At 70.0% G+C, this 12,955-nt stretch carries 9 protein-coding genes and 1 tRNA gene; 5 read left to right on the top strand and 5 right to left on the bottom strand.

What is annotated here, in order from left to right:
• Window positions 1-28: 28 nt before the first annotated feature.
• From ACGFZA_RS05995 to ACGFZA_RS05975, 5 genes are all read right to left on the bottom strand, one after another.
• Window positions 29-100: transfer RNA gene (locus ACGFZA_RS05995), tRNA-Gln, on the bottom strand.
• An 86-nt stretch (window positions 101-186) separates the two neighbouring features.
• Window positions 187-906, bottom strand: coding sequence for an HAD family hydrolase (locus tag ACGFZA_RS05990; protein WP_385284750.1), 720 nt, complete (start codon window positions 904-906; stop codon window positions 187-189).
• Window positions 907-995: 89 nt separating this feature from the next.
• Window positions 996-2,468, bottom strand: coding sequence for a glutamate--tRNA ligase (gltX, locus tag ACGFZA_RS05985; RefSeq protein ID WP_385284748.1), 1,473 nt, complete (start codon window positions 2,466-2,468; stop codon window positions 996-998).
• Window positions 2,461-3,237 carry a fumarylacetoacetate hydrolase family protein gene (locus ACGFZA_RS05980; RefSeq protein WP_385284746.1) on the bottom strand — a complete coding sequence of 259 codons (777 nt, stop codon included), beginning with the start codon at window positions 3,235-3,237 and terminating at the stop codon, window positions 2,461-2,463. Before ACGFZA_RS05980 ends, gltX begins: the two co-directional genes overlap by 8 nt.
• A 106-nt stretch (window positions 3,238-3,343) precedes the next feature.
• The gene (locus tag ACGFZA_RS05975) at window positions 3,344-3,535 is read right to left on the bottom strand and encodes a hypothetical protein (protein WP_385284745.1); all 192 of its coding nucleotides are present in this window, start codon (window positions 3,533-3,535) and stop codon (window positions 3,344-3,346) included.
• 577 nt (window positions 3,536-4,112) lie between these two features.
• Between ACGFZA_RS05975 and ACGFZA_RS05970 the strand changes: the two genes are divergently transcribed.
• From ACGFZA_RS05970 to ACGFZA_RS05950, 5 genes are all read left to right on the top strand, one after another.
• Window positions 4,113-7,847: a nitrate- and nitrite sensing domain-containing protein gene (locus tag ACGFZA_RS05970; protein WP_393677393.1), complete on the top strand. Its 3,735-nt coding sequence runs from the start codon at window positions 4,113-4,115 to the stop codon at window positions 7,845-7,847.
• Between the two features lie 9 nt (window positions 7,848-7,856).
• Window positions 7,857-8,270, top strand: a complete 414-nt coding sequence (locus ACGFZA_RS05965; protein ID WP_006127850.1) for a roadblock/LC7 domain-containing protein — start codon at window positions 7,857-7,859, stop codon at window positions 8,268-8,270.
• Between the two features lie 133 nt (window positions 8,271-8,403).
• Window positions 8,404-8,811, top strand: a complete 408-nt coding sequence (locus ACGFZA_RS05960) for a DUF742 domain-containing protein (protein ID WP_073738726.1) — start codon at window positions 8,404-8,406, stop codon at window positions 8,809-8,811.
• Window positions 8,792-9,373: an ATP/GTP-binding protein gene (locus ACGFZA_RS05955; RefSeq protein ID WP_073738725.1), complete on the top strand. Its 582-nt coding sequence runs from the start codon at window positions 8,792-8,794 to the stop codon at window positions 9,371-9,373. The genes ACGFZA_RS05960 and ACGFZA_RS05955 overlap by 20 nt, the downstream gene beginning before the upstream one ends.
• A gap of 348 nt (window positions 9,374-9,721) precedes the next feature.
• The gene (locus ACGFZA_RS05950) at window positions 9,722-12,946 is read left to right on the top strand and encodes a nitrate- and nitrite sensing domain-containing protein (RefSeq protein WP_393677390.1); all 3,225 of its coding nucleotides are present in this window, start codon (window positions 9,722-9,724) and stop codon (window positions 12,944-12,946) included.
• The last annotated feature ends 9 nt before the right edge of the window (window positions 12,947-12,955 follow it).

Raw genomic sequence — 12,955 nt, 5'->3', positions numbered from 1 at the left:
TGCAACTTGCTTGTCTTGCTGTCTTGCGCTGGGCTACCAGGACTCGAACCTAGAATGACGGTACCAGAAACCGTAGTGTTGCCAATTACACCATAGCCCACTGAAACGCAACCCCTAGGGGGCGTTGTTTCTGTCTACGCTTCCCGTCCGGATCTTTCGTCCCGCTCGGGCGGCGCAGAAAGAACATTACCCGAAGGTGTCCGGCGCTCCAAAACGGGTATGTGCCGCAAGCAGGCCGGGAAGCTGGTCGAGGCCCGTGATCCTGACGAGTTCGGGCCGCCCGCCCCGGCCGTTCCGGTCCAGCCAGACGCCCCCGAGGCCGGCGGCCACCGCCCCGCGGGCGTCGATGTCGGGCTCGTCCCCCACGTAGACGACTTCCTCCGGCGGCAGTGCCAGCGCCTCGCAGGCGGCGAGGAAGGCTCCGGGGGCGGGCTTGGAGACGCCCAGCTCCGCGGCACACAGCACGGACTCGAATCGGTCCCGCACACCGAGCACGGTCAGCTTGTGGTGCTGCTGTTCCAGGGCGGAGTTCGACAGCACGGCGTGCCGGTACGCCCCGGCCAGCGCGTCGAGTGCGGGCACGGTGTCCGGGAACAGCGCCCAGGCGGCCTCGTAGTGGGCGATGTGACGGTCGAACCAGGCATCGGCCGCGGCATCGTCCAGCGGGCGTGCGAGAAAGTCCCTGGCCCGGTCGCGGCGCTGGCCCTGCCAGTCGGTCTCCCCGTCGGAGAACCGCTGCCAGTGGAGCCGGGTGAGCCGCCCCCAGGTGTCGAGGGCCTCGTCGGCCGTGGCGTAGCGCTCCGGCAGCCCCTCGGCCGCGAGGTGCCGGGACATGCCGGTGGCGGCGGCCGTCGTGTAGTCGAAGAGGGTGTCGTCCACGTCCCAGAGGACGGCTCTGATCGGCATGCTCCGACTCTACGCGCGCACCGGGACGCAACGACGGGCCCGGCGGCCGCTGTGCGCGGTTGCCGGGCCCGTCCGTGTCCTGTCCCTCGTTACGCGGCCAGCTTCGCCAGCGCCGCGTCGATGCGGGCGATCGTGCGCTCGCGGCCCAGGATCTCCAGGGACTCGAAGAGCGGCAGGCCGATCGTGCGGCCGGTGACGGCGACGCGGACCGGGGCCTGCGCCTTGCCGAGCTTCAGGCCGTGCTGCTCACCGGCGGCGAGGACGGCGGCCTTCAGTGCCTCCGCGTTCCACTCGGCGGCGATCAGCTCGGCGCGGGCGGTCACGAGAAGGGCGTCGGAGCCCTCCTTCATGGCCTTGGCCCAGGACGCCTCGTCGGTCGCCGGCTCGTCGAGGAAGAGGAAGTCGACGTTGGCCGTGATCTCGGAGAGCACCGTGACCCGGGTCTGGGCGTGCGGGGCGATCTCCGCGAACACCTCCGCGTCGAAGGCCTCCGGGGCCCAGGGGGCGAACGGGGCCGTGAGCCAGGGGCCACAGGCCTCGGTGAAGGTCTTCACGTCGAGCCGCCGGATGTGCTCGGCGTTGACGTGCTCGCACTTCTTGAGGTCGAAGCGGGCCGGGTTGGCGTTGACGTCCTTGATGTCGAACGCCGCGACCATCTCGTCGATGTCGAAGATGTCCCGGTCCTCGGCGATCGACCAGCCGAGCAGCGAGAGGTAGTTGAGCAGCCCCTCGCGCAGGAAGCCGCGCTCGCGGTAGAGGTTGAGCGAGGACTGCGGGTCGCGCTTGGAGAGCTTCTTGTTGCCCTCGCCCATGACGTACGGCAGGTGGCCGAACTCCGGGGTCTGCTTGGCGATGCCCAGCTCGATGAGCGCCGCGTACAGGGCGATCTGGCGCGGGGTGGAGGAGAGCAGGTCCTCGCCGCGCAGGACGTGCGTGATGTCCATCAGCGCGTCGTCGACCGGGTTGACGAGCGTGTAGAGCGGGGCTCCGTTGGCGCGGACGATGCCGTAGTCCGGCACGTTCTCCGGCTGGACGGTGATGTCGCCGCGGACCAGGTCGGTGAAGGTGAGGGCCTCGTCGGGCATCCGGAACCGGACGATGGACGCGCGGCCCTCGGCCTCGTACGCGGCCTTCTGCTCGGCGCTCAGGTCGCGGCAGTGGCCGTCGTAGCCGGACGGCTTGCCGGCGGCGCGGGCGGCGTCGCGGCGGGCGTCGAGCTCCTCGGTGGTGCAGTAGCAGTGGTACGCGTGGCCGGCGGCGAGGAGCTTCTCGGCGACGTCCGCGTAGATGTCCATGCGCTGCGACTGGCGGTACGGGGCGTGCGGGCCGCCGACCTCGGGGCCCTCGTCCCAGTCGAGGCCGAGCCAGCGCATCGCGTCGAGGAGCTGGTCGTACGACTCCTCGGAGTCGCGCGCCGCGTCGGTGTCCTCGATGCGGAAGACCAGGGTGCCCTGGTGGTGCCGGGCGAAGGCCCAGTTGAAGAGAGCCGTCCGGACCAGGCCCACGTGGGGGTTGCCGGTCGGGGAGGGACAGAAACGTACGCGGACAGGTCCGTTAACCACGCTTGATCACCTTGTTGGTGAGAGTGCCGATGCCTTCGATGGTGACGGCGACCTCGTCGCCGACATGGAGGGGTCCGACCCCTGCGGGAGTCCCGGTGAGAATCACATCGCCCGGGAGCAGCGTCATGGCTTCCGTGATGTGGACGACCAGGTCCTCGATGCTCCGGATCATTTCGCTCGTCCGGCCGAGCTGGCGTTGCTCGCCGTTGACCGTGGCCTGGATGGCGAGATCGCTGGGGTCGAGGTCGGTCTCCACCCAGGGACCCAGCGGGCAGGAGGTGTCGAAGCCCTTCGCCCGGGCCCACTGCTTCTCGCGCTTCTGGGCGTCACGGGCGGTCACGTCGTTCGCGCAGGTGTAGCCGAAGATGACGTCCTTGACCCGCTCCCGCGGTACTTCGCGGCACATCCGGCCGATGACCACGGCCAGCTCGGCCTCGTGGTGCACCTCTTCGGAGAAGGAGGGGTACTCGATGGCGTCGCCGGTGCCGATCACCGAGGTGGTGGGCTTGAAGAAGGCGACGGGGACGTCGGGGACCTCGTTGCCGAGCTCCGCGGCGTGCTCCGCGTAGTTGCGGCCGATGGCCACGACCTTGTTGGGGAGCACGGGCGGCAGCAGCCGGACCTTGCTCAGCGGGACCTTGGTCCCGGAGAGCTCGAAGTCGGTGTACGGGATGCCCTTGATGATGTCGAGGACGAGACCGTCGGGACCGTCGCCCTCGACGGCGCCGAAGGCGACATTGCCGTCGATGGAGAACCTGGCGATGCGCACGGGAAGCTGTCGCCCCTCACTTGCTGGGTAGCTGCTGAAGACTGAAGCTCCAGGCTATCGCCTCGCCCGGCGGCACCGGCGCGGGTGAGGGGCGTGCTGCGCGGTGTTACTCCGCGGCGGCCGTGGTGGCCGCGGGGGCGGTCATCAGGATCGTGCGGCGCGGGTTGGCCGTCTGCGTGGGCAGGTCGAGGGCGTGCTCCGGCTGCTCCGGCGTCTGCAGCGCTTCGGCGTCCTTGAGGTGCGCCAGCGTGGTGCGCCGGGGGTTGGCAATGTTGCGGAACATCATCGTCGTCTTCATCTGCCGTACGGATCCTGTCGCTGAGGGAGCCACCCGCGGGGGCGCCGGTTGTCGGTTTTGCCATCCCTGTAAAGCGCCAGGCTAAACATCCGATTCCCTCCGGAGGCCCGGATGAGACGGCGATCATCCTGTGAGTTTGCTCACGAAGCAGCCGACAATTACGCCAATTCGGGCGGCCGGTACGGCCGAAGGAAACGGACATTGCACCACTGAATGAATCATTCCGCTCCTGATCATGTCGACTGGGACACCCGCGACCCTCACCTGCTTCACCCGCAATGGTCCGTTATGTCACTGATCGGCCTCCACGACTTGTTACCCCCTCATCACAACGTGTCACCCAGGTCACAGCCCGGTACCTGGCCCTTGTTGGAGATCCGTCACTGTGCTGGAATTCCACGCACCGCCGCGGTTTCAAGCCGGCGCGCAGGGGCGCAACGCAGCGCCGAGTGGCGGCGGGAAGGGGAAGAGCGCCGGTCACTCACGACCACCATGGGGCGGTACAACGCCCCACGACGCCGACACCGTTCCTTCCGTTCATGACGGAAGAACGCCTGGTCCAGAGGTTGCGACGCTAGTGCAGGGACGTTTCAAGAGGGATGGCAGCGCTGCGGCGGAACAGGAGCCGCGCGGCGGGACCGACCGCGGTTCCTCGCCCCAGCACGCCCAGAACCCCGGACCGGCCGCGGCCGGCGACACCAACGACCGCGCCCAGCGCTCCGGCGGGGCGGCGGGCGCCGGATCCGATCCGGTCTCCGCGCTCAAGCCGCGGGGCCCGGTCAACACGGGATCACGAGTAGCTCTTCGCAACTGGCGCATCAGTACGCGTCTGGTTTCCCTGCTCGCCCTCCCCGTGGTCGCCGCGACCACGCTGGGTGGTCTCCGAATCAACGACTCCATGAACGACATCCAGCAGCTGGAGCACATGCAGCTGCTGACGAAGATGACGAAGCAGGCGACCTCGCTGGCCCAGGCGCTCCAGGAGGAGCGCGACCGGTCGGCGGGACCGCTGTCCAACGGGGTGCCCGCGGACGACTTCAAGGTCACGGAGCCGCGGAAGAAGACCGACCGGGCGAAGAAGTCGTTCCTCGCCGCGACGAGCGACCTCGGCGACACCACCGGTGACGAGGCCCTGGAGAGCATCCACTCCAGCGTCCAGCAGATCGCCTCGCAGCTCGGCTCCATCCGCGACATCCGCAAGCAGGCGTACGCCAAGAACAGTCCGAGTCTCCAGACCGTCGACGCCTACAGCCAGCTGATCACCTCGCTGCTGAGCCTCTCGCAGGACATGGCGCAGGCGACCAGCAGCCCCGAGATGATCAAGCGGACCCGCGCCCTGGCGGCCTTCTCCTCCGCCAAGGAGTACGCGTCGGTCCAGCGCGCGATCATCGCCGCGGCGCTGCCGGGCGGCAACGACAAGGAACCGCACCTCGACCGCAACGACCAGCAGTTCGGTCTGGCCGCCCAGCGCAAGGAGGACGCGGCCCGCCGCTCCTTCGAGGCCATCTACACGACCACGGGCAAGAGCGCCGACGAGCTGACCTCCACGCTCGACGAGGGCCAGCCCGAGATCAAGGCCGCCGACACCTACGCCAAGAAGGTGCTCGACAACGCGAACGGCATGAGCGGCCCGGGCGTGCGCCGTTCGTACATGGACTGGTACGACCAGGACTCCACCAAGATCCAGGCCATGAAGCAGATCGAGGAGACGCTCCTCAGCGACATGGAGGGCAAGGCGCGCGAGCTGCGCGACGAGTCCCAGCGCGAAGCGATCATCTCCGGTGCGCTCATCCTGCTCGTGCTCGGTGTCTCGCTGGTCGGCGCCTTCGTCGTCGCCCGGTCCATGATCCGCTCGCTGCGCCGGCTGCAGGACACCGCGACGCGCGTCGCCCAGGACCGGCTGCCCGAGCTCGTCAAGCAGCTCTCCGAGGCCGACCCGCAGGACGTCGACACCTCGGTCGAGTCGGTCGGTGTGCACTCCCGGGACGAGATCGGCAAGGTGGCCGCGGCCTTCGACGACGTGCACCGCGAGGCCGTCCGCCTCGCCGCCGAGCAGGCCCTCCTCCGGGGCAACGTCAACGCGATGTTCACCAACCTCTCGCGCCGTTCGCAGGGCCTCATCCAGCGTCAGCTCTCGCTCATCTCCGAGCTGGAGTCGCGCGAGGCCGACCCGGACCAGCTGTCCTCCCTCTTCAAGCTCGACCACCTCGCGACCCGTATGCGCCGTAACGGCGAGAACCTCCTCGTCCTCGCGGGCGAGGAGCCGGGCCGCCGGTGGACCCGCCCCGTGCCGCTGGTCGACGTGCTCCGTGCCGCCGCCTCCGAGGTGGAGCAGTACGAGCGCATCGAACTGGCCGCGGTGCCCGCCACCGAGGTCGCCGGCCGGGTCGTCAACGACCTCGTGCACCTCCTCGCCGAGCTGCTGGAGAACGCCACGTCGTTCTCCTCGCCGCAGACGAAGGTCCGCGTCACCGGTCACGCGCTGCCCGACGGCCGGGTGCTCGTCGAGATCCACGACACGGGTATCGGCCTCTCCCCCGAAGACCTCGCGGCGATCAACGAGCGGCTCGCCTCGCCGCCCACCGTGGACGTCTCGGTCTCCCGCCGCATGGGTCTGTTCGTGGTCGGCCGTCTGTCGCTGCGTCACGGCATCCGCATCCAGCTGCGGCCCTCCGACTCCGGTGGTACGACCGCGCTGGTCATGCTTCCGGTGGACGTCGCGCACGGCAACAAGCAGCCGGCCCCGAAGCAGGCCCCGGGCCAGCAGTCCGCCCCCGGCGGGCTTCTCGCCGGCGGCAACGCGCCCCGTAGCGGCCTCGACAGCGCTCCGTCGGCCCCCGGCGGGCGGCTGCCCGCCGGTCCCGGTGCCACGCGTGGCCAGGTCGGCGCGGGCTCCGGTCCGCGCGCGGCCCTGCCGGCCCGCGACGGCGGCCCGGGCCGTCCCCAGAACCAGCAGGGTCAGCCGGGCCAGCCCGGTCAGCCCGGCCAGCCCGGAAACCAGCAGAACTCCGGCTTCCAGAGCGCCGGGTTCCCGGGCACCGGCCCGCAGGGCCGGCAGCCGGACGCCTCGCGCCAGGAGCTGCCGCGTCAGGGCGGCGGGCTCTCCGGTGCCTTCGGTGGCGGTGCCCGCCTCGGCGCCCGCGGCCAGGGCGACGGCGCCGGCCGTACCGACTCGGGCCAGCCCAGTCTGTTCGACCAGAAGCGTCCGGAGCAGAACGGTCCCGGACGCCAGGCCCCGCAGCCCCAGCAGGCCCGGCAGAACCAGGGCGGCTTCCAGCAGCCCGGGGGGCCCGGCCAGAACGACCGTCAGCTGCCTCCGGTCGGCGGTCCGCGTGCGGAGCTGCCGGGTGGCAACCCCCAGCCGCAGCGTCCTCAGACCACCAGCTGGGGCAGCAACGAGGAGCCGTCCGCACCGCGGCGCTCCCCGCTCGACGCGCCCCGCAGTCACGAGGAGCCCGACTCCACCGGCCAGTTCCAGCGGCCGCTGAACCCGCCGCCGCTCAGCCCGCGTCCGCCGATGGACAGCCGCCAGGGCCCCGGCGCGACCGCCGAGTTCGCCCGGCCCGACTTCTCGGCACCGGCTCCGCAGCAGCGGCCCGCGCCGCAGATGCCGGACCCGGCGGGCACCGCGCAGTTCGCCCGTCCGGACTTCGGCCAGCCGCCCGTCCAGGGACAGGCCCCGGGCCAGCAGCCCGCTCCGCGTCAGCGTGACCGGGACAACGGGGACTTCGGTGCCCCGCGTCCGCCGGTCGCGCCGGCTCCGGGTGGGGAGTACCGCCCGGTCCTGCCGCAGCAGTCGCAGCCCGAGGCACTGCCGCCCGCCGGTCCCGGCGACGGCCGTACCCCGCTGTACGACACGCTGGAGACGAACTGGTTCCACGGTCCGCAGCAGGGCGGCCAGCAGCCGCCCGCCGCGCCGCAGGCGCCCGGGTTCCCCCAGCAGCAGCCCGCCGAGGAGCGTCCCGCTCCCGCCGCACCGCGCCGCGGTGCCGGCGATGCCAACGGCGCCACAAGCTCCTGGCGCGCCTCGCCGAACGACGAACTCGTCCGGCAGGCGGAGCGGGTGAAGAAGCCCGCGGCAGGCGGAATTACCACGTCCGGTCTGCCCCGCCGGGTCCCGCGTGCCAATCTGGTGCCGGGTACCGCCCAGCAGCAGAACCATCAGTCCGGTCCCCAGGTGTCGCGTGCGCCCGATGATGTGCGCGGGCGGCTGACCAATCTCCGCCGGGGCATCCAGCAGGGACGTCAGGCCAACAACGGCCCGTCGACCGGCAGTTTCCCACTCGGCCCCACTCACCAGCAGGAGCGTTAGTTGAGCCCGATGAGTCAGGCCGCGCAGAATCTGAACTGGTTGATCACCAACTTCGTGGACAACACCCCAGGGGTGTCGCACACGGTGGTGGTCTCCGCAGACGGCCTGCTGCTGGCGATGTCCGAAGGATTCCCCCGCGACCGTGCGGACCAGCTGGCGGCTGTCGCCTCCGGTCTGACCTCGCTGACCGCGGGTGCCTCCCGGATCTTCGAGGGCGGCGCCGTCAGCCAGACCGTGGTGGAGATGGAACGCGGGTTCCTCTTCCTGATGTCCATCTCGGACGGTTCCTCACTGGCCGTGCTGGCACATCCGGACGCCGACATCGGTCTGGTCGGCTACGAAATGGCTCTGCTGGTGGACCGGGCGGGAACTGTTCTGACCCCGGACCTCCGCGCCGAGCTCCAGGGCAGCCTGCTCCACTAGGCGGCCGTGAACCGGTGACACAGACGATTAGCCCAGGAACCGCACTCATCACTCGCCCGTCCGGCCGCTTACAGCCCCCCACCGGCCCCTTCAGACGGCAAGCCGACACCCTGCTGTCACGCCCGGAGGATTCATGACCCCGCCCCCCGCCTCACCCGATCCGTACGGCGCGTTGAACCACGCGTCGTACGAAGGTGAAGGCGACCAGCCGCTGGTCCGCCCGTACGCCATGACCGGCGGACGGACCCGACCGCGCTACCAGCTAGCGATAGAGGCGCTGGTCAGCACCACGGCCGACCCGGCGCACCTGGGGACGCTGCTCCCCGAGCACCAGCGGATCTGCCACCTGTGCCGTGAGGTCAAGTCGGTGGCCGAGGTGTCGGCCCTGCTGTCGATGCCGCTCGGTGTGGCCCGGATCCTCGTGGCCGACCTGGCGGAAGCCGGCATGGTGGCCATCCACCAGCCGGGCAACGGAGAGGCCGGCGGCGCGCCGGATGTGACACTGCTCGAAAGGGTGCTCAGTGGACTTCGCAAGCTCTAGTGGCGGTGCAGCCCGGGCCACCACCTCGGCGAAGATCGTGGTGGCGGGCGGATTCGGCGTGGGCAAGACCACGTTTGTCGGTGCCGTTTCGGAGATCAATCCGCTGCGCACCGAAGCCGTGATGACGTCCGCGTCCGCGGGCATCGACGACCTCACGCACACCGGTGGCAAGACCACCACGACGGTGGCCATGGACTTCGGCCGCATCACCCTGGACCAGGACCTGATCCTGTACCTCTTCGGTACACCCGGACAGGACCGCTTCTGGTTCATGTGGGACGACCTCGTACGCGGCGCCATCGGCGCCGTCGTCCTCGTCGACACCCGCCGCCTCGCCGACTGCTTCCCCGCCGTCGACTACTTCGAGAACAGCGGCCTCCCCTTCGTCATCGCCCTCAACGGCTTCGACGGACACCAGCCCTACACCCCCGACGAGGTCCGCGAAGCCCTCCAGATCGGACCCGACACCCCGATCATCACGACCGACGCACGGCACCGCGGTGACGCCAAGAGCGGTCTGATCACGCTGGTGGAGCACGCGCTGATGGCGCGACTCAAGTAGGCACAAGTCGGTATTGCCGTACGACAATTACGGTAGTCGCACGGGGGTGGACTGTGTCCTTTGACACGATCCACCCCTGTGTTCATAACGTTTCGAAAGAGAATTACCCCACAGTCAATACCCGATGCACACGATCGGTATCACTGTGCTCACATGAGCCCCGCCTTTTGGCGGGGCTCGTTCTTTATGCCCGTTTTATCTGCGGTCTCGACCACTCGGAATCGCACATTCCGACTGTTTGGAACGCGACCGGTAGGCGTGCTGCAATTCGATGAAACTCCCGAGTAGTACGGCCCTGAACGAAACACGGCACAACGTAGGTGCCGACGCCGAGAGGTTGTTGGTCGAGTGAGGCGTAACAACGAGGGCGCAACGGCGCAGGCGGAGCGGGGCAACTTCACCCCTCCGTCCCACACCGTGACGCCGTCCGCCGATGTGTCAGAAGGGATACCGGCCGGTGGCAGCACCAGCCGTCTCTCCCCGCGCAACTGGCGGGTGCCCACCCGGCTGAACGCGATCCTCCTGATCCCGGTGCTGGTCGGCCTGATCATGGGCGGCTTCCAGGTGAAGGGCTCGCTCGACACCTGGCAGGAGGCCCAGGACGCCGAGAAGACCGCGCTGATCGTGCGCGCGTCGTCCGAGTACGGGCAGGCGCTGCTCAACGAGCGTGACCTCACCGCTCAGCCGCTGCTGTCCAACCAGCGCGACGCCGAGAGCGTCACCCAGGCCCGGGCCACCACCGACGCGGCCGCGAAGAAGTTCGACACGGCCGTCCAGGACATGCCCGGGAAGCAGGGCCTGGAGCGCCGTCTCAAGCTGTTCAAGCTGGAGGAGCCCAAGCTCCCGGAGCTGCGCAAGGTCGCGTACACCGCCGCCATGGACCCGGTGAAGACCGAAGAGGGTTACACCCAGGTCCAGCACTCGCTCATGGAGTTCTGCAACGAGCTCGGCCTCGGCACCGGGAACATCACCAGCTACGGCCGTACCGTGTACGCGATCGAGCTGGCCAAGGCTGCAGAATCGCTTCAGCGCTCCATCGGAACGCACCTTCTGGTGCGTCCCAGCCAGGAGAGCGGCAAGTTCAACGACCAGGTCAAGGCCTTCGGCTCGTACAACTACCTGGAGCAGATCGCCCTCGGTGAGTTCGTCTCCGGTGGTACGGAGGCCGACGCCGCCCGGCTGAAGACGGTCATGGCCGGCAAGGCCGCCGAGGGCGCCGCCACGCTCAAGTCCGCCAAGGAGAAGGCCGACGCGGCCGGCGTGCCGTTCGTGACGCCGCCGACCATCGACGGCTCGGTCTACGACGGCATGGCCCAGGAGATCGGCCTGGGCAAGGACCCCAAGCAGCTCAAGGCGAAGGGGATCACCCCCGAGACCTGGATGGCGGCCGCCACGGCGAAGTTCGACGGATACACCACGGTCGAGGACGAGCTCGTCGACAAGGCCGTGACCGAGGCCGCCGACATCTCGTCCAGCGCCCGGACCGACGCCATCGTCAACGCCGCGATCGTGATCGTCGCCCTGCTGGCCGCCTTCCTCCTGGCCGGGCTCATGGCCCGCCAGATGAGCCGCTCGATGCGGCAGCTGCGCACGGCCGCCTTCTCGATCGCCGAGCAGCGGCTGCCCTCGCTCGTCGACCAGCTCTCCCGGACCGATCCGGGCCGGGTGGACACCCGCGTCCAGCCGATCCCGATCACCAGCCAGGACGAGATCGGCGAGGTCGCCCGCGCCTTCGACCAGGTGCACCGCGAGGCGGTCCGCCTCGCGGCCGAGCAGGCCATGCTGCGGGGCAACGTCAACGCGATCTTCACCAACCTCTCGCGCCGCAACCAGTCGCTCATCGAGGGCCAGCTGACCCTCATCACCGACCTGGAGAACAACGAGGCCGACCCGGACCAGCTGGAGAGCCTGTTCCGGCTGGACCACCTCGCGACCCGTATGCGCCGCAACGGCGAGAACCTCCTGGTCCTCGCCGGCGAGGAGCCCGGCCGCCGCTGGAACCAGCCGGTCCCGCTGGTGGACGTCCTGCGGGCCGCCTCCTCCGAGGTGGAGTCCTACGAGCGCATCGAGCTCTCCGGCGTGCCGGAGACCGAGATCCACGGCCAGTCCGTCACCGACCTCGTGCACCTGCTGGCCGAGCTGCTGGAGAACGCCACCACGTTCTCCTCGCCGCAGACCAAGGTGCGGGTCACCGCGACCCGGCTGCCCGACAGCCGCGTGATGATCGAGATCCACGACAAGGGCATCGGCCTCACCGCCGAGGACTTCGCCGACATCAACCACAAGCTGGCCAACCCGCCGACGGTGGACGCCGCGGTCTCCCAGCGCATGGGCCTGTTCGTGGTCGGCCGCCTCGCCGACCGGCACGGCATCCGGGTCCAGCTGCGCCCCTCGGGCGAGCAGGCCGGTACCACCTCGCTGGTCATGCTGCCGGACGCGATCACCCACGGCGGCGGCGGCGACGGCGCCCCCGCACAGGACGACTTCACGGTCTCCTCGATCATTCCGCAGCAGCAGGCCTTCGACGCGCCGCAGCTGCAGCCGCAGCTGCGCACGGCGGCGGAGCTCGGCTTCGACGATTCGCGCTACGAGGAGCCCTCCGCGGACTCCGCGCAGCTCGACCCGGTGGGCCGCTCGCTCATGCGCGAGGAGCGCCGTGCGGCGCTGGAGGCGCAGACCGGCGACGAGCACCCGCCGTTCCCGCAGCAGCAGGAACAGCAGCAGCCTCAGCAGCCGTACTCCGAGGCCGCGTACGGCGAGGCGCCCTACGCCGCGGCCCCGTACGCCCAGGAGCCGCAGGCGGGCGGACAGCAGGAGCAGCAGCAGTACGAACAGCAGTCGTACGAAGGCGCCTACGACCCGTACCGGGGTGACAACGGCTTTGCCGAGCAGTCCGGTTACGGCGCCCAGGGCGGCTACCAGGAGACGGCCTACCCGGCTCCGCAGGCGCCGCAGCCCTCCTACGGCGAGCAGTACACCGCGCAGCCCCAGCAGGAGGAGTGGGCTGATCAGGGCACGTACCAGGGTGCGTACGGGCCGGTGGCGCAGGCCGAGGCGGAATCTGCGTCGAGCGCTCCCGCGTCCTCGCCCGACCGCGTAGGCTTCGACCCTTCGGGCCCCGTCCCGAACTCCGGCCACGAGCTGACCAATGCCGGCCTGCCGCGCCGCGGCGGCCAGCAGCACTGGCAGCCCACCGGCCGGGGCAACGGCCAGCCGGCCGCCGGGCAGCAGCCGCAGCAGCAGGAGCACGAGGAACTGCCGCAGCAGCCGTCGCCCGCGCAGACGGACGGAGCCGGTACCGAGGACTGGCGCTCGGCGAACGACGAGCGCTGGGAGCGGGCCGAGAAGCTCAAGGAGCCGAAGGCGGGCGGGATCACCCCGTCCGGTCTTCCCCGGCGCGTGCCCAAGGCCAATCTGGTCGAGGGAACGGCCGAACAGACTCAGCAGGGCGGCCCCCAGGTCTCCCGCGCCCCGGAGGACGTGCGGGGCAGGTTGAGCAACCTGCGCCGTGGCGTGCTGCGGGGACGTAACGCGGGTTCGGACACCAGTAATACCTACAACCAGGAGCGTTAGTGTGAGCCC

This window comes from Streptomyces sp. NPDC048211 (assembly GCF_043202315.1).
GTDB lineage: Bacteria > Actinomycetota > Actinomycetes > Streptomycetales > Streptomycetaceae > Streptomyces.
Note: the sequence above shows the minus strand (reverse complement) of the source record. Positions and strands in the feature narration are given on the sequence as shown.

Coding starts and splice junctions, on each gene's coding strand:
- ACGFZA_RS05975 (WP_385284745.1), bottom strand. CDS start 3,535: ATGAAGACGACGATGATGTTCCGCAACATTGCCAACCCCCGGCGCACC.
- ACGFZA_RS05960 (WP_073738726.1), top strand. CDS start 8,404: ATGACCCCGCCCCCCGCCTCACCCGATCCGTACGGCGCGTTGAACCAC.
- ACGFZA_RS05965 (WP_006127850.1), top strand. CDS start 7,857: ATGAGTCAGGCCGCGCAGAATCTGAACTGGTTGATCACCAACTTCGTG.
- ACGFZA_RS05990 (WP_385284750.1), bottom strand. CDS start 906: ATGCCGATCAGAGCCGTCCTCTGGGACGTGGACGACACCCTCTTCGAC.